Source organism: Desulforegulaceae bacterium (genome assembly GCA_034006035.1).
In the GTDB taxonomy this organism is placed as follows: Bacteria; Desulfobacterota; Desulfobacteria; order Desulfobacterales; family JACKCP01; genus JACKCP01.
On the sequence record JAVETN010000002.1, the window covers coordinates 112,665 to 135,148 of the forward strand.

Annotated in this window: 20 protein-coding genes; 17 read left to right on the forward strand and 3 right to left on the reverse strand. The window is 35.0% G+C overall.

All coding sequences use genetic code 11. The annotated features are described in order from the left end of the window. The first annotated feature begins 3 nt into the window (after positions 1–3). Positions 4–1,365, forward strand: coding sequence for a response regulator (locus tag RBR53_02445; GenBank protein ID MDY0131505.1), 1,362 nt, complete (start codon positions 4–6; stop codon positions 1,363–1,365). Positions 1,366–1,516: 151 nt separating this feature from the next. Here the strand turns inward: RBR53_02445 and yedF are convergent, their stop codons facing one another. Further along, positions 1,517–2,110 (reverse strand): sulfurtransferase-like selenium metabolism protein YedF, encoded by a 594-nt coding sequence (gene yedF, locus RBR53_02450; protein MDY0131506.1) that lies wholly within the window; start codon positions 2,108–2,110, stop codon positions 1,517–1,519. Between the two features lie 346 nt (positions 2,111–2,456). Here yedF and RBR53_02455 point away from each other — a divergent pair, with 346 nt between their 5' ends. The 7 genes from RBR53_02455 to RBR53_02485 all read left to right on the forward strand — a co-directional run bounded on the left by RBR53_02455 (position 2,457) and on the right by RBR53_02485 (position 6,786). Continuing rightward, entirely contained in the window at positions 2,457–2,741 is a 285-nt protein-coding gene (locus RBR53_02455) for a LysO family transporter (GenBank protein ID MDY0131507.1), read from the forward strand. Then, positions 2,738–3,340 (forward strand): lysine exporter LysO family protein, encoded by a 603-nt coding sequence (locus RBR53_02460; protein ID MDY0131508.1) that lies wholly within the window; start codon positions 2,738–2,740, stop codon positions 3,338–3,340. Before RBR53_02455 ends, RBR53_02460 begins: the two co-directional genes overlap by 4 nt. 116 nt (positions 3,341–3,456) lie before the next feature. Further along, positions 3,457–4,740, forward strand: a complete 1,284-nt coding sequence (locus tag RBR53_02465) for a class II fructose-bisphosphate aldolase (protein ID MDY0131509.1) — start codon at positions 3,457–3,459, stop codon at positions 4,738–4,740. A 91-nt stretch (positions 4,741–4,831) separates the two neighbouring features. Beyond that, entirely contained in the window at positions 4,832–5,335 is a 504-nt protein-coding gene (locus tag RBR53_02470) for an NUDIX hydrolase (GenBank protein MDY0131510.1), read from the forward strand. A gap of 88 nt (positions 5,336–5,423) precedes the next feature. Continuing rightward, a complete protein-coding gene (locus tag RBR53_02475) occupies positions 5,424–5,864 on the forward strand; it encodes a DVU0524 family FlgM-associated protein (GenBank protein ID MDY0131511.1) in 441 nt (146 codons plus the stop codon). Continuing rightward, positions 5,861–6,175 carry a flagellar biosynthesis anti-sigma factor FlgM gene (locus RBR53_02480; protein ID MDY0131512.1) on the forward strand — a complete coding sequence of 105 codons (315 nt, stop codon included), beginning with the start codon at positions 5,861–5,863 and terminating at the stop codon, positions 6,173–6,175. Before RBR53_02475 ends, RBR53_02480 begins: the two co-directional genes overlap by 4 nt. A 140-nt stretch (positions 6,176–6,315) precedes the next feature. Beyond that, the gene (locus RBR53_02485; protein MDY0131513.1) at positions 6,316–6,786 is read left to right on the forward strand and encodes a hypothetical protein; all 471 of its coding nucleotides are present in this window, start codon (positions 6,316–6,318) and stop codon (positions 6,784–6,786) included. Positions 6,787–6,897: 111 nt separating this feature from the next. Here the strand turns inward: RBR53_02485 and mazG are convergent, their stop codons facing one another. Beyond that, positions 6,898–7,683 (reverse strand): nucleoside triphosphate pyrophosphohydrolase, encoded by a 786-nt coding sequence (gene mazG / locus RBR53_02490; GenBank protein ID MDY0131514.1) that lies wholly within the window; start codon positions 7,681–7,683, stop codon positions 6,898–6,900. Continuing rightward, entirely contained in the window at positions 7,673–8,212 is a 540-nt protein-coding gene (locus tag RBR53_02495; protein ID MDY0131515.1) for a CvpA family protein, read from the reverse strand. Before RBR53_02495 ends, mazG begins: the two co-directional genes overlap by 11 nt. 240 nt (positions 8,213–8,452) lie before the next feature. Between RBR53_02495 and RBR53_02500 the strand changes: the two genes are divergently transcribed. The 9 genes from RBR53_02500 (at position 8,453) to RBR53_02540 (ending at position 22,460) form a co-directional block, all read left to right on the forward strand. Then, positions 8,453–9,439, forward strand: coding sequence for a PhoH family protein (locus tag RBR53_02500; protein ID MDY0131516.1), 987 nt, complete (start codon positions 8,453–8,455; stop codon positions 9,437–9,439). Further along, positions 9,429–11,783, forward strand: coding sequence for an HDIG domain-containing protein (locus RBR53_02505; GenBank protein ID MDY0131517.1), 2,355 nt, complete (start codon positions 9,429–9,431; stop codon positions 11,781–11,783). Before RBR53_02500 ends, RBR53_02505 begins: the two co-directional genes overlap by 11 nt. Further along, positions 11,686–12,147, forward strand: a complete 462-nt coding sequence (gene ybeY, locus RBR53_02510; GenBank protein ID MDY0131518.1) for an rRNA maturation RNase YbeY — start codon at positions 11,686–11,688, stop codon at positions 12,145–12,147. Before RBR53_02505 ends, ybeY begins: the two co-directional genes overlap by 98 nt. 147 nt (positions 12,148–12,294) lie before the next feature. Further along, positions 12,295–13,014 (forward strand): pyridoxine 5'-phosphate synthase, encoded by a 720-nt coding sequence (locus tag RBR53_02515; GenBank protein MDY0131519.1) that lies wholly within the window; start codon positions 12,295–12,297, stop codon positions 13,012–13,014. After that, on the forward strand, positions 13,014–14,561 hold the full coding sequence (locus RBR53_02520) for an NAD(P)H-hydrate dehydratase (protein MDY0131520.1): 1,548 nt from the start codon (positions 13,014–13,016) through the stop codon (positions 14,559–14,561). Before RBR53_02515 ends, RBR53_02520 begins: the two co-directional genes overlap by 1 nt. Then, a complete protein-coding gene (tsaE, locus tag RBR53_02525; GenBank protein MDY0131521.1) occupies positions 14,562–15,029 on the forward strand; it encodes a tRNA (adenosine(37)-N6)-threonylcarbamoyltransferase complex ATPase subunit type 1 TsaE in 468 nt (155 codons plus the stop codon). It abuts the gene before it with no gap. Positions 15,030–15,061: 32 nt separating this feature from the next. After that, positions 15,062–16,282, forward strand: coding sequence for an aspartate kinase (locus RBR53_02530; GenBank protein MDY0131522.1), 1,221 nt, complete (start codon positions 15,062–15,064; stop codon positions 16,280–16,282). A gap of 166 nt (positions 16,283–16,448) precedes the next feature. Next, complete coding sequence (locus tag RBR53_02535) at positions 16,449–17,396, forward strand: sulfite exporter TauE/SafE family protein (protein ID MDY0131523.1); 948 nt, start codon at positions 16,449–16,451, stop codon at positions 17,394–17,396. A 471-nt stretch (positions 17,397–17,867) separates the two neighbouring features. After that, positions 17,868–22,460 (forward strand): IPT/TIG domain-containing protein, encoded by a 4,593-nt coding sequence (locus RBR53_02540; protein MDY0131524.1) that lies wholly within the window; start codon positions 17,868–17,870, stop codon positions 22,458–22,460. The last annotated feature ends 24 nt before the right edge of the window (positions 22,461–22,484 follow it).

Sequence of the window (22,484 nt, forward strand, 5' to 3'; positions counted from 1 at the left end):
TAAATGGAAAATAAAGCAAATTTAAAATATAAACACAAAATTATTGTTGTTGATGATGAAGAGGGTATATTAAAAGCCATAAAAAGAATTTTAAGAAAACTTCCCTGCGAAATTACAACAACAACTTCTCCTGAAAAAGGCCTTGAAATTTTAAAAAAAGAAAAACCGGCTTTTTCATTGATAATTTCAGATCAAAGAATGCCGGAAATGAAGGGTGCTGATTTTCTTAAAAAAGCAAAGGCAATTTCTCCTTTTGCAATAAGATTTCTTATCACAGGACATACTGATATGGATGCTCTTGTTGATGCTATCAATAAAGGAGGAATCCACAGATTCATAGCCAAACCATGGGAAGATCAAGACTTTATTGAACTTGTAATTGATGGTCTCAGACAATATGAGCTTGTTCTTGAAAACAAAAGACTTCTTGCTATAGTTGCAAAACAAAACAAAGAACTTGAAGAAAAAGTTAAAGAAAGAACCATTGAAGCTTCAAGAAAAAATGCAAAACTCATAAGTTCAAACAAGGAGCTAAAAGAAAATCTTTTCAACGCCATAAGATCAATTGACAGTCTTATATTTACAATTAATCCCAAACTTTCCCAACACGGAAGAAGAGTATCTTCTATTTCAATCAAACTTGGAATTGCCATGGATCTTTCAAAAAAAGAGCTGAGAACCCTTGAAATAGCATCTCTTCTCCATGATATAGGCAGACTCTCCCTTCCAGAAGAAAAAAGTTCAGACTCTGAGTCTATTGAAGTTTCCAAAACAAAGGACTATATTAGCCACCCTGAAAAAGGCCAGGAAATTTTAAAGTTTATTCCCCAGCTGGATACCTGTTCAAAAATAATCAGACATCATCATGAAAACTACGATGGTTCAGGATTTCCAGACGGGCTTGAAGAAAAAAACATCCCCATGGAATCAAGAATAATTTCCATAGCAGACTATTATGACAAAATGCATATAAATCCCCAAAGGCTTAAGTCTTCAATAGAAAATTTTATCAAAAATAAAAAAATATCACCTGATAAAATAGACAGAAATACTTTGATTGAAAATTCGGTTATGCACAGTCTTCAACAAAATACATTTTCTCTTTTTGATCCCGATATTTTAAAATTAATGCTTGATCTAATTAAAAACAAAGAACTTGACTACACAGCAAAAATTGAAGTTAAACCCCATGAATTAAAACCCGGAGATCTTCTTGCCAAAGAAATAACAACAGCTTCAGGAAAAGTTGTCCTGGAAAAAGATACAATTTTAGATCTTGAAAAAATTGCAACCTTAAATCATATTTTAAAAACAAACTCACTAAAAGAACCTATAAAAGTAATTGAATATTTTGGAAAAAACTAAAATCTAATTAAACCTGAGTTGAGCAATTTTAAAATTTATCCCAATAAAATATAGTAAAATTTCCCCAAAAATTTCATGTTTTTAAACACAAAAGCCTGAGTTTATTTTAAAGTTTGTATTTAAAAATATAAACTCGTCAATTTAGATTGAATTAGATTGAAATCACTTTGTCAGCAAGGTTTAAGCTTGTAACAATATCAAGCATATTTGTTGTTTCCCCAATTTCCTTTGATTCTAAAAGATTATAATGACCAAGGCAGGTTCCGCAGACAAGAATTTTAATTCCGGATTTTTCAAGATTTTTTAAATCTGACAAAACTAAAGAATCATTAATTGTAAGCTTTACTCCTCCATTTACAAAAACAAGCATCCACAAACCTTGATATTCATTTAAGGTGGCAATGAAATTTTTCATCAGACTTTTTCCAAGAATGCTGTCACCAGATCCCAGCTCATCTTTGGAAATCATAATTAAAGTTTTTATATTTGAAAACTCGCTTTCAACCAAGCTTAAGGGTTTAACTTCTCTACCCTGACTTGTTCCTATTAATTTATAGGTTTCTTTTTCCATTGAAACTTCTACTTCAAATCCATAGTTAGAAAGAAATCTTGAAACATTTTCAAATGCCGGCTGATTATCAACCAGAACGCAAATTTGCTTACACTCTGAATTAGAATCAAGAAAGTTTTTAGTTTCAATTACAGGGGCTGGACACGATAGTTTTCTTGCATCTATCAACTTCATCTTAATACCTTTCAATTCATAAAAACAATTACCTCCCCAAACTGGGGTTTTCAATTTACCCTTATTTGCAGGAAAGGCAAAATCACTGAGTTCAGGACTTTAAAAAAGCCTTTGAATATTAAAAAAATATCATATTTGCATATTTTTCTATCCTGGAAAACCCTTAAAAATTTTTGGCAGATATTTTTTTACACAGCCCACCTAATTCCATCAAAAAATTAAGAAAAGCCAGGTTGAAATAATTAAAATTCAAAGTTAATCTCTGACATTTAGTTTGACAAAAGACTTTTTTCAAATATAAATTTCCCTGAATCTTTATGAAAAGTATTAATATCGGGAATCTAAAATGCTGAAATTTTTTTTATTTCTTTTTGCAGGAATTTTAACAGGTGTTTTTTTAAGAGAAAACAAAAAAGCTATTTCTTTTTTTGAAAAAGCAACCATGTTTTCCATTTTTCTTCTTCTTTTTCTTTTTGGAGCAGAAGCAGGACTTGATGAAAAAATAAAAACCACTTTTTATTCATCTGGAGTAAACGGAATTTTAATTTCCATATCCGCAATAGCGGGAAGTATTGTTTTTTCCATTCCTGTTTATTTTTTTATTTTCAGAAAAAAAGAGGAAAAAAAATGAAAGACAGTTTAATTATAACATTTTGTTTTATTTTGGGACTTGTTCTTGGGATCTACAAGTTTTTACCCGAGTTTTTAATAAAAAACTCTTTTTCTAATTATGCTCTTTACCTCATCCTTTTTCTGGTGGGGGTTACCATGGGCTCGGATAAAAAAACCTGGTTTTTCTTCTTGAGTAAAAGCTTTAAGCTTGTTTTAATACCTTTATCAATAATTATAGGCACTCTTATAGGCTCAGGACTTATTTCCCTTGCCATAAAAGAAATTTCAATCCAAGAGGCTTTGGCTGTGGGGTCAGGATTTGGATATTATTCACTTTCAAGTATAATTATAGCAGAAATTCATTCGGAAACACTTGGAATGACAGCTCTTTTATCAAATATTTCAAGGGAAATCCTAACCCTTCTTTTAACACCGTTTTTTGTCAGATTTTTTGGCCCCCTTTCTCCTGTTGCTTCAGGAGGGGCAACTTCAATGGACACTTGTTTGCCTGTAATTGCAAAGTATTCAGGAAGGGAAATTGCTGCTGCTGCAGTTTTCAGCGGGTTTATCCTTACTTTGGTTACACCTTTTGCAGTAACTTTTATATTGAACTTTTAAGTTGAAACTGCAAATGTTATATTGATAAGATAAAATTGTACTTAAAAAGATAAATACCGGTTCACAATAAAATTAAATTCATAATTTATAAAAAAGTTTATTCTAAGGAGGATTAAATGCCTGTAAAACCAGCTGATTTTGAAAAAGCTGTTGAAATTGGAAGGCCGCCCAACATCAGAAGATTGTTTCCAAACTCAAAGGCCCTTATTGTATCAGGAAAGTATATTGACCTTGCAATGCTTAAAAAAGGCAAATGCATGACAATAGCTGCCAATACAAGGAACCATATTGTTTTAAGAGGAGTTCTCCAGGCAGCCCAAAGGGCCAATGCTGCAATTATAATTGAAATTGCAAGATCCGAAGGCGGAGCCAACGCTTACTGCCCTATAAACCTGTGGAATATAGCAAGACAAGTTGATGCTGTATGCAATGAGCTTGGAATAACAATTCCTGTAGCAGTTCATGCAGATCACTACGGAATTAAAAAAGAAAGTGAACTTCCAGCTGCAAAAAGAGAAATCCCGTCTTTATTTGACAGCGGAATAACATCCATTGCCATAGATGCTTCCCATATGAGAGACGATCTTAATCTTCTTGCAAACATTGAACTATACGACCTTATTCCCCCATGGGCAGGTCTTGAAACTGAAGTTGGAGAAATTAAAGGAGATTTGGGGCTTTCAACTCCTGAAGAGGCACTTTTTCTTATCCAGGGTCTTAATGCCCATAATATTTTTCCAAACTGGATTGCCCTTAACAATGGAACCACCCATGGAATAGAAACAAACGAAGAAGGAATCCAAATAGAGCTTACAGCAGAAATTCACCGTGCTCTTTCACCTTATAAAATATCAGGTGCCCAGCACGGAACTTCAGGAAACAGCACTGAAAAACTAAAAAAGATTGTCAAAGAAACAGCCACAACAAAAGCAAATGTTGCCACAGCTCTTCAAATGGTAGGATGGGGAGTTGAAGTAAATAACTATGGAAATGCCATCCTTGATTCAAACGGAGACTTGAAAAAGATTAAAGGAGAAGGACTTCCTGAAGATATCTGGGAAGAAATGAATGAATACGCAAGAAAAAACAATATAAAAGGCAATGATTTCAAAAAACTCAACAGACCCTTTGAAAACAGAATAATGGGAATTGAAAAAGAAGTTAAAGAACAAATGGCAAAAAGAGTTGAAGATCTTGCCTATGATTATCTTGTAAATGTTTTCAACGCAAAAGATACAGCAGATTACGCAATAAATGAAATCCTTGAAAAAGGAGGCCATGATCCAGGGCCCAAAGCATCAAGAATTGAAGATCCCAATGAATGGACAAAAGAAAAAATAATTGAAAAAGCAAAACTTATCACAAGTGATAAAGGCCCTGAGGGAAACTTTGACGATTAATTCTTATTAATAAAACAAAATCTTTTAAATAAAAAGCCGGAAACTTTCCGGCTTTTATTATGATTAACCAGATTTATTCAAAGGTCATATTTTGAAACAAAAAAAATTTTGTCATTTTTGCGGATTTGAGCTTGATAAAAAATTTATTGAAGGAAGAACAAGACTTTTTTGCAAGGTCTGCAATCAGCCCTTGTATGAAAACCCGGTACCTGCCTCCTGTTGCGTAGTTGTTAATAACAAGAGAAAAATTCTTTTGGTAAAAAGAAGTGTTGAACCAAAAATTGGAATGTGGTGCCTTCCCGGGGGATTTATGGAAATTGGTGAAACTCCTGAAGAAACTGCACTCAGAGAACTTAATGAAGAAACAGGGATAACCGGTGAAATTTCAAATATAATAGGAGCTTTAAGTCACCCAAGTATTTTATACGGCAGTGTTTCCATCACAGGATATCTGGTGGAAAATTTTTCCGGGCAAATTTTTCCAGGTGACGATGCCATGGATTGTAAGTTTTTTAATTATGAAGATCTGCCTGAAATAGCCTTTCGCTCTCACCTTTCTTTTATCCGGGCCTATGTTTCAAGATATCTTCCTTGACAATTACCCCTATTTATTGAAAAAATAAAAAATAATTCAAGGAATTTTTTTCCCTGCCGAAATAGATATTAAATAAGGAGAGGTGAATATGCAAATACCAGCATACCAAATACATAATGTATTAAAAGCATACAGCAGGCAAGTGAGCCAAAACAAGCTCAATGCAAAAGCTCGCCCTGAAAGTATGAAGAATACAGCTGTAGACAAAATCTCTATTTCGCCTGAAGGCAAGAAACAAGGTGTAATTGACAAGGTTGCATCAGATATCTTACAAAAACTCACAAAACAAGATCCAGATATCAAACCTGAAAAAAACCTTGGAAGCAGACCTGGACAGGAACCTGGAGGGAAATCAAGCTTTCTTGAAAAATACAAAAACAACTTCAGTTATTATGAAATAGATGGAAATTCAAAAAGAAAAAACACTTTCTCCTTTAAAGGAATTGACAATTCAAAGACAAAAACGGAAGAGCTTTCATATGATTTGCCAATTAAAGATCTTGCCGAAGACGAAGGAGATAAGAAATGAAAATAGCAGGTTCTTTTTTAAAAGAAGCAATAAATCAGCTCAAGCCTGAAAAAGCAAAAACTGAGAAACTGGAAAAAACAAAATCTGAAATTACAGACAAAGTTTCCATAGGAAATTCCAGTGAAAGAAAATCAGAGCTTGAATCATCACCAATATATTCTCCTGAGAATTTAAAAATAGACAGAGGGGTTGAATCAAGAGCCTCCAAAATAGAGCGTCTTAAAAACGAAATAAACTCAGGTACATACAATATCTCTTCTGGAAAAGTTGCAGAAAAAATTCTGGGAGCCCATATTAATGATTTGATTTAAGCCTGAAACAAAGTTTCATATTGCCAAAGAAATTAGATTAAATATATGAAATTTTAAACTTTTTTAGTTCAGGCTTAGTTTTTGGTCTGATTTTTGCTATTCTTTTTTAAAGAAAATCTTTTAACATTAAAGAGGCTTAAATGAACGACCAGATATTTTCAATAAACGAACTCCTTTCCAAAGCAGGAGTTCTTCCAAAAACAAAAAAACCAGACAATAACTCTGGTGAATCCTTTTCAAAAATTCTGGAAAATGCTGTATCAAAACCAGAATTAATCAAAAATCCACAACCCCGGCAGGTTTCAGATATTTTTCAACCATCATTTATAAATCCTTTAAACAAAATAGAGTCAAATCAGGATTTTGCAAAAATTCTTGAAACCGGATTAAATGAAATGCTTTCAGATCTTGAGATTTTTTCAAAGCTTCTTGGGAACTCTTCAATAGATATGGAAGATATAAAACCCCTTGCAGACAAAATCCAGGAAAACTCCCAGGAAATTTTAAGAATGAGTCAAAAAAACAATATCCCTGATGAGCTTAAATCTATTGCAAGGGAAAGCACAGCTCTTGCCTATACTGTTTTTGAAAAATTAAACAAACTTAACTAATTGATTTTTAAGTCAAATGATTGTTTTAATCAGCAAAAAAACAACGTTGTTTTTAGTTGTTCTTTTCAAAGGGACAATTGTTTTTTTATTTTAGAAACCAAATTTTTCAATTCAAGGGTAAATTTTTTTTGAAATTTCCCAGAAATTTTCAAGTTCTATTCTGTCAATACTTTCAAATTCTTTTCCCTCGGATAAAACTTTTTTTTCCATCCACCTGAATCTTTTTTCAAACTTGTCACAGGCTTTTAAAAGGGCAGCTTCACTTTCAATCCCAAGAAAACGTCCTGAATTTACAAGAGTGAATAAAAGATCCCCAAATTCCATCTGCTTATCTTCAAAATCAAGTTTTTTATCAAAGGTTTCTTTTAGTTCTTCTATTTCTTCAAAAACCTTTTCAAAAACCCCTTCAAGATCACTCCATTCAAATCCGCATTTTACTGCTTTTTCTGAGACTTCCAAAGCTTTCATAAGAGCTGGCAGTCCCGAAGGAACACTGTCCATTACAGATTTAAATTTATCTTTTTTTTCAAGCTGCTTTACATTTTCCCAAATTTTTTTCACTTCTTCTTCGCAACAGGCTTTTTCATCTGAAAAAACATGGGGATGCCGAAATTTCATTTTTGAAACAGATTTTTCAACAATATCTTCAAAAGTAAAAAGGCCTTGTTCCTGATAAAGAAGAACAATAAAACAAAGCTGGAATAAAGTATCACCAAGCTCATCTTTTATACTTTCAATCTTTCCAGAATGGATTGCTTCATAGGCTTCATGAGATTCTTCCACAAGATATTTAGCTAAAGAAAAAGGAGTTTGATTTTTATCCCAGGGGCAGCCTTTTTCACTTTTTAATATCCCTATAAGATCCATAAGAGGATCTAAAAAATAATTATCTGCCATTATTTGCTTTTTCCTGGAGCTTTTTTAAAGTTTCCATATTTAAATTAAAAGAACCGTCTTTAAAATCCGAGGGAACAACCTCCATCATTAATTCGGAAAAGCTTGAAACATAGGGAATAAGAGAGGATTCTTTAAGAAGAGAACTTTTAGGAGGAAGAAAAGTGGTAAGAACTATAACAAGAACTGAAACAATAATTCCCCCTTTAAGAAAGCCAACAACTCCGCCTCCCAATCTGTCCACCCAGCCCAAAAAAACTATTTTCATTATCCATTTCAGTATCTTGCCAAGAATTGTAACAATAATTACAATTGCACAAAAAATTATAAAAAAAGAGGCTATATTAAGAGCTGAACCCGGTTCCACCCAGTTTCCAAGAAAATCAGCAAGAGTGGGATAATAAAAATAAGCTCCATAAAATCCTGCAACAGCTCCAATCACCCCTGAAACTGACTGAACCAGCCCGGTCATTATCCCTCTTATCAATGTAAAACCCAGAATGCACAAAATTGCAATATCCAGTCCGTTCATCTAATCCCCCGTTTTAATTTAGTTTTAACCAGGTAGAAATCAAAAGAGTTTAACTTTGAGTTAACCATTAAACAATAAATTTACAAAAACTTCAAAGCTGAATTGATTTGCAAATTAATTTATATATTATATAACTTGACATGCAAATAATTAAATACATAATTCACCCTGGCCGTTATGATCATAAATTTTGATTTATGATTCACGGCCTCTTTTTTTTAACCTGACTATGAAAAGATTATGGAAAACAAATTTGTAAAAAAAATTAAAATAACTGAACAAAGCCAGGCAAACCAGGTTTTCGGAGAACACAATAAAAATCTTATAAAAATATCAGACTTGATTCCCGTTTCAATTCAGTCAAGGGGCAATGAAGTAATGATAAAAGGAGAGCCCGAAAATGTCGAGTTTACATCAAGAGTAATAAAAGAGCTCTGCTCTGTAATTAAACACGGCTACCCTGTTTTTCCAAGAGATGTTGAATACGCAGTTCAGATATTAAGTAAAGATGACAATGTAAGACTGAAAGATATTTTTCTTGATACTGTGTTTATTTCTTCAAAAAAAAGCCATCTGTCCCCAAAAAACAAATCTCAAAAAGATTATATAGATGCCATGAGGGAAAAGGACATTGTCTTTGGAGTCGGCCCTGCAGGTACCGGTAAAACATACCTTGCCATGGCCATGGCTGTTTCTTTTCTCCAAAAAAAACTGGTCAGCCGGATTATTCTTGCAAGACCTGCAGTTGAAGCTGGAGAAGCCCTTGGTTTTCTTCCCGGAGATCTTGCTGAAAAAGTAAACCCTTATTTAAGACCCCTTTATGATGCTCTTCATGATATGCTGTCATTTGAAAAAGCACAAAAATTCATGGCCCAGGGAGTAATTGAAGTTGCTCCTCTTGCATTTATGAGAGGGCGGACACTTAATGAAGCCTTTATAATTCTTGATGAAGCTCAAAACACCACAAGTGAGCAAATGAAAATGTTTCTCACAAGAATTGGGTTTGGATGTCATACTGTGGTTACAGGGGATATAACCCAGGTAGATCTTCCCAACTCAAAAAAATCAGGACTTATTGATGCCCTTGAGATTCTTCAGGATGTAGATGAAATGGGGTTTATTTTTTTTACACAAAATGATGTTGTAAGACATCCTCTTGTAAAAAAAATAATTGATGCCTATGAAAAAAGAGAAAAACTAATTGCGGAAAATAAAAATGAAAAATAGAAACCATTCTCAATTTTTTAAAAAACTTGGGTCTGGGTTTGACAGTCCCATTATTATCCCTGTTTCAGGAATAATCATAGCGGCAATTTTTGCCTTTTTTGTCTCTGACTTGTTCTATTTTGCCGGAAGTGACTATAAAATCGGAGATATTGCACCTAAAACCATAAAATCTATTAAATATACTGTTTTTGAGCATCCAGGCAAAACAGAAGAAAAAAAACGCGAAGCAGCCTCAGGGGTTTTTTCAGTTTACGATCTTGACTCAAGAATGATCAATGAAACAACAAGAATGATAGATCTTGCCTTTGAATCCGGAAAAAAAGAACTGGAAAAAATTGAGAAAAACCCGGAAGATCAGCCCTTCCCCAATCTTGCTGCAAAAAAAAATTTTGAAACCCATTTAGGATTTGAAATAAGCCAGGGAGCATTCAACCTTTTAATTGAGAATAAATTTTCTGAAGATCTTAATTCGATTCTCAAACAAATTGTTGTTCAAATTCTTGAAAATGGTGTGGTGTCAAATAAAAATGTTTTAATGAAAGAAGAAGAAAAAGGAATAACTTTAAGAGATATTTATACTGGTGAAGAAACTTTCACAAGCAGACTCAAAAGGTTTTATGGCCCTGATCAAGCCCAAACAATGGTAAGAATTATTGGAGATCCCCTTTTAAAAAACTACTCATACAATATTGTAAACCTTATTGTTGATTTTGCACAAAGACTTATAAGACCAAATATAACAATCAACCAAAATGAAACCCAGGAAAGAGTTTATCAGGCCGTTGAAAACGTGCCACCAGTTCTTTACCAGATAAACAAGGGAGAAATAATTGTAAGAAAAGGAGATGTAATTAATCCCCTCCAGATGATCAAACTCAATGCCTATCAAAAAGAAAACAATACAAAAGAACAGTGGCTTGGGGTAATGGGAAAAAGCATTTCAATACTTTTTTTTATTATAGCCATCTATATGACTTTTTTAAAAAACCTGGTTGATTTAACAAGCAACTCCAACAAAAACATCCTCTTTCTAACCCTTGTGATAATTTTTAATATAATCCTTGCAAAACTTCTTTCTATTGTTCCAACTGCAGAACTTTCCAACGGAGGATATACAATCCCTGATACTGCTGTGAAAATTATTTTACCAGTGGCTGCTTCCTCAATGATAGTCTGCCTTTTTTTCGGTCAGTATCAGGCGTATTCAATTGCAATAATCTGTGCTTTTATCTGTGCAATGATATTTGAAACCAATGTGGCTGGATTGTTTATTTTCTTCCTGATAAACGGGGTAATGGGTACATTTTGGATTAAAGAATGCCGGGAAAGGCAGGTTTTTGTTAAAGCAGGAGCCAAGCTAGCCCTTTTAAACCTTATTGTTGCTCCAGCATTTCTTATTCAAATTCCACAAATATCAATGTTTGAAATTGCCATAGGAATGCTTTTTGCGGCTACAGGAGGTCTTTTATCAGGTATTTTAACAGGAGGAATTTCTCCCCTTCTTGAAATTATTTTTGGCTACTCCTCAGATATAAAACTAATGGAACTTTCCAATCCTGAGCAAAAACTTTTAAGAAGACTGATGCTTGAAGCACCTGGAACCTATAACCACTCAATGATAGTTGGAACAATGGCTGAAGCTGCTGCTGCAGAAATAAATGCCAACTCCATTCTTGCAAGGGTGGGAGGGTATTATCATGACATAGGGAAATTGAACAAACCTCTTTATTTCATTGAAAACCAAAGGCATGGCAAAAACCCCCATGATAAGCTTTCCCCTTCAATGTCCATGCTTATTTTAACTGCCCATGTAAAAGACGGAATCGCCCTTGCAAAAAAATATAAGCTGCCTGAGGCTGTTACTGCTATAATAAGTCAGCACCATGGAACAAGCCTTATAAGATATTTTTATGAAAAGGCAAAACAAAAAACAACTGAAAAAGAACCTTTAAAAAATCATTACAAATATCCAGGCCCCAAACCCCAGTCAAGGGTAGCTGCCATTGTAATGCTTGCAGATATTACTGAAGCCGCAACCAGATCCCTTGATAATCCAAGCGTATCAAGAATTCAGGGAGTTGTTCACAAGCTGATAAACTCAACTTTTTCTGACAACCAGCTGGATGAGTGTAATCTTACTCTTAAAGATCTCCATAAAATAGCTAAAATTTTCAACAAAATTTTAAGCGGAATTCATCATCACAGAATAAAATATATTGAAGAAGAAAAGGAAGAATCTAAAAAAGATGGAAATCCTCCTCCAAAACAGGAAAAACCAGTCCAGGATAACAAACCAAAGCCTTCGGAAGAAGACGGCTCTTATCTTAAACGCCTTGGACTGTAAAGATTTTGAAATTTCAATTGTAATAACAAACGATGAGGATATGAGGCAAATTAACCAAAAGTATAGAAATATTGACAAAACCACCAATGTTCTTTCTTTTCCCATGGATGATGAAAGTATGATTATCCCGGGAATAAAAATTTTGGGAGACCTTGTAATTTCTGAAGACACTGCATTAAAAGAGGCTCAAGATGCCAGGATAACACTTGAACAAAGAGTTTCACAGCTCCTTGTCCACGGAATTTTGCACCTTTTGGGTTATGACCATGAAACAAGCGATGAAGATGATAAAATTATGACAAAAAAAAGTAAAGAACTTATCTCCATAATTGAAAATGATAAAAATCTTTCCTGGTGGATGTGAAAATATTTGATTTGAGATGAAATTTTGACCTTGAATTTTCTTGAACTTTAAAATTTTATATGAAATTTTCAATAAAAAACTAAAATAATCCGTCGTTAATGATTATAATTATATCTAAACTTTTAAATTAATCGAGGGGGGTTAACCATGAGTACTTTAGCTGTTAATGTAGACCATGTTGCAACACTAAGAGAAGCAAGAAAAATAAATTATCCAGATCCTGTCAGTGCAGCTTTACTTGCAGAGCTTGCAGGAGCCGACGGGATTGTGGTTCATCTTCGTGAAGACGTAAGACATATCCAGAAAAGGGATGTCAGGCTTTTAAGAGACACAGTTCAGACAAAACTTATTCTTGAAATGGCAACCACTGATAAAATGCTTAAATTTGCAATGGATATTCTTCCCGACTTTGTAACCCTTGTTCCTGAAAAAAGGGAAGAACTTACAACCGAAGGCGGCCTTGATCTTATTTCAAATCTGGACACTACAAAATATGCAGTTGAAAACCTTAAAAACGCAGCCATACCTGTAACTATTTTTATTGATCCCAACAATGAGCAAATAGATCTTGCCAAAAAAATAGGAGCTGACGCAATAGAAATCCATACAGGAAATTTTTGTGACGCCAAAAACCAAGTTGAACAAAACCAGGAATTTGAAAGAATAATTAATTCTGCAAACCATGCCAAATCATTGGGCCTTATGGTTAATGCAGGACATGGGCTTTGTTATTCAAGCATAAAAGCTTTTAAAGGAACAAATGTAATTGATGAATTCAGCATTGGTCATTCAATTGTCTCAAGGGCAGTTCTTGTAGGTATGGAAAAAGCTGTAAGAGATATGTTGAAACTTATTGGTAACTTATAATGTTTTCAGAAAGCTCAAGACTTGTCTACTCTTCTGTAATGCCCGAAATAGACAAAAAAACAATTTTTGAATTCGGACTTTCAGGTGAAGTGTTGATGGAAAACGCAGGAAGGGGCTGTGTCCGTGTTCTTGAAGAAAACATTGATATCTTCAAGAAAAAAATTGTTATTGTTTGTGGTCCGGGAAATAACGGAGGAGACGGATTTGTAATTGGAAGATATCTTTTTAAAAAAGCCCTTGATCTGAAAATTGTTTTTTTATCCAGTTCCAAAAAGCTTCCTGAAGATGCCCTTTTAAATTATCAAAGAGCAAAAAAGCTTGGAATTGAAATAATTGAAGAATCCACAAGTCTTACCAAAGAGATTCAAGACATAATTGCAAATTCAGATATTGTAATTGACTCAATTTTTGGTACAGGATTAAAGTCTGCTCCCAAAGGTGTTTTTGGAGAAACCATTGATTTTATAAACAACTCCAATAAATATCTAATGGCAGTTGATCTTCCCTCAGGAATAGAAGGAGACACTGGACGCTACCTTAAAAAAGCAATTAAAGCAAATATATCTGCAACCTTTGGATTTGCAAAACCTGCCCATTATATTGAACCAGGCAAAAAAAACAGGGGAAAACTTTTTGTCATAGACATAGGCATTCCTTTTATTGTTTCAGACAAATTTGAAGAAAATATAAATATTTTAACAAAAAAATATATAAAAACTCTTTTTAAAAAAAGAGAGCCAAGTTCCCATAAAGGAAGTTTTGGTCACCTTGGAATAATTGGAGGTTCAGCAAGTAAACCAGGAGCTGCCCTTCTTTGTTCAAAGGCAGCCCACAGAAGCGGAGCAGGACTTGTAACCCTTTGCACTCCTTTTGATTGTGATTTAGGTTCATCATTTAATGAAACAATGAAATTTCCTGTTTCTTCTGAAAACGGAGAATTTTCTGAACAATCAAGAAATGAAATAAAAGAATTTGTTAAAGACAAAACTGCAATAGCAGTGGGCCCTGGAATGGGAAAAGGAAAAGGCGCCAAAAAAATAATTGAATTTCTTTTAAAAAATACCAGAATTCCTATTTTAATTGATGCTGACGGATTAAATCTTCTTTCTGAAAACAAAGAACTTTTAAATTACCTTGATAAAAGAGTAATTTTAACTCCCCACCCCAGGGAAATGTCCAGAATTTCAGAAGTTTCCACAGAGGAAATCTTAAATGATCAAATCAAGTCGGCAAAAGAGTTTGCACAAAAATATAAATGCACTCTTATTTTAAAAACATCTTCTTCAATAATTGCTTTTCCCAATGGAAAAATAAAGATAAACACCACAGGTAACCCAGGACTTGCTGCAGGCGGAAGCGGAGATGTTCTTTCAGGAATTTGTGGAGCTTTTCTTGCAAACGGTATGAGTCCTCAGGCTGCGGCCGAAGCAGGTGTTTTTATTCATGGATATTCAGCAGATATAATATCTTTAGAAAAAGGTCCATTTGGATACCTTCCTTTAGAAACAGCTGATAATCTTCCCCATATTTTTAAAGAGCTTTGTTAAATGTTGATTAAAGAATTTGTTTTAGAAAATGAAAAGCAGACAAAAAATCTTGCTAAAAATCTTGGTGAAAATATCAAGCCACCCTTTTATATTGCTCTTAAAGGGGATTTGGGGGCTGGAAAAACAACTTTTGTTCAAGGTCTTGCCAAAGGTATTGAAACAGACCCAGCTTACTATATAACAAGCCCTACCTATAATATTATCCAGACTTATCCGGGAAAAACATTTCTTATCCATTCAGATTTATACAGAATTTATGGAATAGAAGAACTTGAGCTTACAGGTTTTAATGATCTTCTCGAAGAGCAAAACTCTGTACTTGCTGTTGAATGGCCTGAAAAGATTGAAAATGATTTTGATTTTGACCTGATAATAGAATTTAAAATAACAAGTTTTGACAAAAGAAAAATCAGGCTAATTTCCTGTGGACGAAAGGCGGAGCTTCTGCTAAAAAAAATAAGCTTTTAGACAAAATTGTTCCTAGAAAAGGAGATAAAAAATTGGGTGTTATTGTTCAAAAATATGGGGGTTCATCAGTCAGCGACATTGAAAAAATAAAAAATGTCGCAAAAAGAGTAGCAAAAACCTGGGAAGAAGGAAACAAAGTAGTGGTTGTTGTTTCAGCAATGGGAGGAACAACAGACAAAATGGTTTCTATGGCACACGAAATTACGGAAATCCCTGACAAACGTGAACTTGATGTCCTTCTTTCAACTGGTGAGCAAATAACAATAGCACTTCTTACCATCTGTCTTAAATCCATGGGATACAAAGCCAAATCTCTTCTTGGATATCAGGCTGAAGTCAAAACCGACTCCAGGGCGGGAAGTGCAAGAATTCTTACTGTAGGCAAAGAAAAAGTAACCAGCCTTTTAAATGAAGGAAATATTGTTGTAATAGCAGGATTTCAAGGTGTTGATGAACAGGGAAATATAACAACTCTTGGAAGAGGTGGTTCAGATACTTCTGCAGTTGCTATTGCTGCAACAATTCATGCAGATATGTGTGAAATTTATACTGATGTTGACGGAATATATACAACCGACCCTGGTATTTGCAAAAAAGCAAGGAAAATGGAAAAAGTCTATTATGATGAAATGCTTGAAATGGCAAGTCTTGGGGCAAAAGTATTACAAATAAGATCAGTGGAATTTGCAAAAAAATACCAGGTTCCGCTTCATGTCAGATCATCTTTTAAAGAAGAGGAAGGCACAATGGTAGTTAACGAGGATACAGATATGGAAAAAGTACTTGTTTCAGGAATTACATACAATAAAAACGAAGCTAGAATAACATTAAAAAACGTTCCTGACGAACCCGGGGTTGCAGCAAAAATTCTTACTCCTATTTCAAATGCGGGCTTTGTTGTTGATATGATAATTCAAAACACAAGATCTTCGGGGCTTACTGATTTTACCTTCACTGTTCCAAAAACTGACTTTAACGATGCAATGGAAGTTTCAAAACAAACTGCAGACAAAATCGGTGCAACTGAGGTCCTTGGAGATCTAAATATCTCCAAAGTTTCTGTGATAGGCGTTGGAATGAAATCACACTCGGGTGTTGCCTCAAAAATGTTTAAAGCACTTTCAGATGAAAATATAAATATAAAAATGATAAGCACTTCTGAAATCAGAATTTCATGTATAATCGAAGAAAAATACACTGAACTTGCAGTAAGGGCACTTCATACAGAATTTGGGCTGGATATAGAAGAATAAATGAGATTTTTTTCCCCAAAACAAACAAGGGAAATTTTGATTTTAGCGGCAGTTATAATTTTATTATATTTCTGCCGCTTTTTTTTTAGTTGACAAAAGATTTTTATATTAAGATATTTTACTCGGCCAAAATTAAAGTTTTATCTATTATCAAAAGGGGATTGAAATGTTTTTTCAAACAGCAGGAATAGAAGTTGCCATCTGGATTCCTCCTTTAACAGCCTTTGTAATTTCATTTTTCACATCAATGGGCGGGGTTTCAGGAGCGTTTTTACTTTTACCCTTTCAAATGTCTTTTCTTTCCTATACAAATCCCTCTGTAAGTGCAACAAACCAGGTTTTCAATATTGTTGCAATCCCGGGCGGTGTTTACAGGTTCTGGAAAGAAGGAAGGCTTGTATGGCCCCTTGCCGCAATTGTCATCATAGGAACCCTTCCAGGTGTGTTTATCGGGGCAATGGTAAGGGTTCTCTACCTTCCGGATCCAAAAAACTTTAAATTTTTTGCCAGTCTTGTTCTTTTTTATATTGCATTAAAAATGATCTTAGACCTTGTAAAATCCAAAAACAAAAAAACAGCTGGGAACAAAAGCGAAGAACATTTCCAAAAAATGATGAAAAAAGGTGAAATCAAAAAGAAAAACACCAAAGATTTCAAACCTGTTGAAATTATAAAAATAAACTTTAGCCACCTTAATTTTAAATTTTACGAAGAAACTTTTAATGTATCAATTCCGGGGATTTTCAGCCTTAGCTTTATTGTTGGAATAATTGGAGGGATTTATGGAATAGGAGGAGGGGCAATTATTGCTCCTTTTTTTATAAGTTTTTTCCATCTCCCGGTTTATATTGTTGCAGGTGCTGCACTGATGGGAACTTTTGTTACTTCAATAGCCGGAGTAATTTTCTATTCTCTGATAGCTCCATTTTACCCTGAAATGTCCATTGCCCCGGACTGGCTTCTTGGAGCTCTTTTTGGAGGAGGCGGACTTTTGGGAATTTACCTTGGAGCAAGGGTGCAAAAATTTGTTCCTGCAAACTTAATTAAATGGATGCTTGCTTTTATAATAATCTTTACAGCAGGAAAATATTTTACTGAATTTTTTGGCAGCTAGTGCCGGCTAAAATTTAGTGCAACAACAATATCTGAAATTCAAACCTAGCTTTTCCCGGTTTCCTTCAAACCTTTTAGCATTGTTAAAAGGTTTTTTTACCTACAAAAATTTATGAGAAAAATCAACAATCCACTCAAAAAACACCACTACAAAGAGAAATAAGTTAACCAAAGCTTGGTTTTTTAATTTTTTATACTTTAGACAGCAGATTTTTTAAAAAATCCGAGTTTGAGCTTTTGATTTTCTCAAAGATAAAGTCTTGATATAAAAGAATTTTATCTTCAAAGCCAATTATCTTGGTTAACAATGAAAAATATATATAAATTTTTTGTTTTTCTTTTTTTATTAAAAATGTATGCTGATTCAGGTACTTTTCTGTTTCTTTTTATCCTCGATTTAATCAAAACGATGATTAAATCTTCAGCTAGCTAAAACTAACTAACTAACTAACTAAACATGTTAGGGGGAAATATGAAGAAAAACAAGCTTATCAAACTAATTTTTGTTCCGCTTTTATTGATATTTATATCTGGATGCGGAGGTGGCTCCTCTTCCTCAGATGAGGACAGTTCAAAATTTACTATTGATGCGGGAGTAGATAGAACTGAAGTCGAAGGTACTGAAGTAGTACTTTCCGGAAGTATAAAAGGTTCTGAAAAAGATGTTACAGACATCAAATGGGAGCAGCTCTCAGGAACCCCCGTTGATTTAAAAGACAGCAACAAATTAAATGCCAGATTTACAGCTCCAAAAACCCTTCTTGAAACAACTTTGGAATTCGAACTCACTGTTTCTGCAGGCTCTCAGCAAACATTAAAAGATAAGGTAATAATAACCGTAGTGGAAAAAAATACTGACCCCATTGCCAATATCGGCCCAGATCGTAAAGGAGCTCTGGCGTCAGACATTCCAAACCCGAAAAACTCCAAAATAATATTCATTGACGGAACCCAATGCTCAGGAAACAAATTCACTTGGCAAGTGGTTTCAGCTCCTGAAAACAGTCAGTATTTTTTCACCAGCAAAAATACACCATCAACAGGTTTTTATGCTGATAAATCAGGAGAATATAAACTTAAGCTGACAGCTGACAATGGTCAGGGCATCACTGCTGAAGATGAAATCCTGATAACTTTAATTCAAGATTCAGATGGAGACGGTATAGCAGATAAAGATGACCTGGATAGAGATGGTGACGGGTTTCTGAACATCAATGATGCATTTCCTGATGACCGTGCATCCCACTTTGATTTCAACAACGACGGCAAAGGGAATTATTACGACGACGATGTTGACGGTGACGGTGTTATTGACATAGAAGACGACTATCCTCTGGATTCAACACGTTCGAAATACAAAGAATACAAAGAACAGGAAAAAACCCCTTTCAACACAAATGACGGCATCTCTGTCAGCGAAGATGCAGGTGAAATTCCTGTTAAGATTTCTGGGCTGATTCACTCGCCTAAAGGTCCGGATCTTGATTATTACAAGATTAAAATGGCCCCTGGGATCTATTCTGCCATGGTAGATGGAGGCGATTCTGAAATGTCTCCTTCAGTTGCAATAGTAGATAGTTACGGCAACTCTCTCCCTTTAAAAAGGTATGATTTTACAACTCAGGTAGGTATAACAGGAGCAGGCGTATCTGTACCTTCTCAAGGCGATTATTATCTTGTTATCACAGATTCCTCCGGCAAAAGTGATGAGAAATGGGAATATGAGGCGAAAGTTTTTAAAGACACAGACATGGACGGACTTTCAGACGATCTGGAAATGGCCATAGACAGCAACCATTTGTCTGCAGACAGCGACGGAGATACAATCCCCGACTTTATTGAATTTTACATTACAGCAAAAGACTGGCCTAAAAACAAAGATATAGACAATGATGGACTGCCTGCCTGGTGGGATACTGACACTGACGGCGATATGATACCCGACAGAGTTGAATATTACACTCAAGCTGAAAAGCCCGAACTTGATTCAGCCGCCCTTGCTTTACTAAACGATGTAGATGGTGATGGCTATCCAAACTTCTTTGACACAAGCAGTGATAACACAAGCTATGCCGACGACACAGTACAGGCAGGGCCAAATCCAAACTTACCACTGGATACAGACAAGGATGGGATTCCCAACTACCTGGACCTGGATAATGACAATGACGGACTTAAAGACTCTGAAGAGACAATAGAAACTTATAATGTTAAACTTATAGCTCCAGGAGCTGACAGGTCTGCCATAGCAGATTCTCTTCTCATTAAACGCCTTTACAATGCTACAAGAGGAATAGAAAATCTTTCCATAGCAGATGATGAACTGTCTCTAGAGATTGTAAACGGCCCAGGTTCTGCAGATGAACTCATTGGTGTTTTCAATACTCTAGAAGGAGCTATAACCCAGAAAGCCTCTTCTCTTATAAATAATATTGCCACTTTCACAGGTCCCGACAATATAGATTCAGGGCTTATTGAGTTTTTCATTGCTGCTGACGGTAAACGAAGTCATGGTATTGAACTTCAGATAAGAACAGATTCAATGCCTCTACTCAAAACAGCAGCTTACAACAGCTCAAATTCAAATGTCACTCTCACAGGTGAAAATCTTAATTCGGAATTGTCCGTAAATTTCAATGGAGCTTCTAAAAACATAAAGAATACATCAGATACAGAGCTTAAACTCAACCTTCCATCCCAAGCACAAACAGGCTATGTATCAGTAACTTCAGTTGCAGGTGAATCAAATTCTCTATGGCTAAAGATTACAAGAAAGATTAATGGAACTATAGATTCTCCAAATATTAATGTGGATCTTACAAAACTTGATGTTTCCCTAAATCTTGATCAAGAAATTTATCCTGATATAAAAGGAAATTTTTCAACAGATGCAAATTTAAACAAACCAACAACTATAACTGCTCTTCTTGAAAAAGACGAATCTACACCTGCAGTGCCTCAGTATGGACTCTATTTGTCAGGAGTTATTTTCCCACATCAGAACAATATCACACTGAATGAAGAGTCAACCGCCCTATCTCTTATATGGGACGGACTGGGGGTGGAGCAACTAATAAAAGATTCCGAATTAGCCAATATCTATGATGAAATTTCAAATCGTGATTCTGTTAGAAATTTAAAAGATCTTCTTAAAAACAAATTGATACAAAATCCTCAAGTTTTAAGTGATGGGGACACTGAATTAAATAAGGCACTGACCAATGCCTATAAAGATGTATCACAATTAATTGCAGATTCTGATAAATTAAAAACAGCCCCTGAAGCGTCTAAAAAACTTCTTGGACTTTTTGGAGAAAACGCAGAGGTTACTCCTGAAGTGGCAGATGATATAAAAGTGTATGAATATGAAGATTCAGGCAATATTGCTATAAACAACGATACTCAATTATATCTTTCTGCAAAAATAACTGCCTCTGACGGAACCATACTTGAAGATCATATAACTGGTTTAAGCGGGATGGCAGGTCCCCAAGGTTACGGTCTTCTTTTTATTGCAACTGCTACAAAATTCAACCATCCCAAAGGAAAAAATGCTTTAGTTGAGGTCATCAGTCCAGGTATTGGCACAAAGCATTTACCTACCCAGATAAAATCGCTGGATGTCTGGAATAAACTTTATTTCAGAACAATTATTGAACGAGCCATCTGGCCTATATTGGAAGATGTCCTTCCGCTTCCTGAAAAAGATTTTGTAGCTATTTTATGGAACAATGCTCCCGGACTTGTAGATATTGTAGTAACAAAAGCTTTAAACGGTGACGCGAGCGGCTCTATAAAATCACTTATAGATCTTTTATGGCAGGATATTGGAAGCGTACCCCCAGGACCTATTACAACTGCCCTTGCAAAAAAAATGGGCAAGGATGCTGCAGAAAAAATACTTGCAAAAATAGCTGCAAAAATAGGGGCTAAATTTGTACCCGGTTTAGGCCAGCTCAAACTAGCGGCGGAAGTTGCCGGAATTATCAATAAAGGAGCTAATGTTACTAAAACTATATATGATATTGGAAACACAGACGCAGTTATTCATTTTAATGTTATTTTCCCTCTATCAATAGAAAAAATTGAACCAAATAAAATTATTCCCGATGGAACAGACAAGACTTTCAATATTACAGGATCCGGATTCAGCAAAATCCAAAGAGGATGGTGGCCTTTTGAAAGCTACCTTAAACCTGAAATTAGAATAACTGACAATGATGATCTTAAAGTATGGGCAACAATAAACAGTATCCGTTCAGACGGTACAGCTATGAATATAACCATACCCGGTTGGTATCTTGACGAATACACAAAGGGTCCTTTAAGTGTTGAGATTAATCATCCAAACGATACTGCCGACGCAAAGGTAAACAAGCCCGATTCAATTGAGATTATTTCAGAACTTGAACTGACTTCAATTTCACCAGATATGGACGGAGTGGGAATTTATGCAACCCTGTACGGAGCCGGATTCAGCACAAATACTTCAGAAAACAAAGTAACAATAGGTGGTAATGATGCACTTATATATTCTGCTGCTGAAACAGCTCTGGAACTTATAATACCAGCCTCTCTTGATACAGGTATCCATAAGGTTACTGCCCAAGTAAAAGAAAAAGATAATTGGAGCAAGCCTTCAAATGCCATTACTTATGAAGTTGTTCAAGGAAATGTTTCAATTACGGTTTGCGATAACGGAGGTGCAAAAGATGACGCCTTTGCACTTTATATAGATGGGGCTTACATTGGAACAATGTATGCAACAAGCTACAGCAATTATTGCAAGACATTTACTCCCAGCCTGAAAATCGGCTATCATTCTGCAATGCTTGTAGGAGTAGAAGCACCTGACAATATAGGAACTTACTCTATAAGCTTCAGCGGAGTAACCAATCTCACTGGTTCTCCAAAAAGCGGAAGTGATTTAACTCCCGGGGTTCAGAAGACATACAACTTTGAAGTTGTTCCAGCAAAGGAGCTACAGTCAAAGACTCTTTTGAGAACCACACAACAGTCTTTAAAAAACAGCAGAAATGATAATTTCAGATTAGAAATTGAATAGTAACAAAAAATTATCAGCCTGACT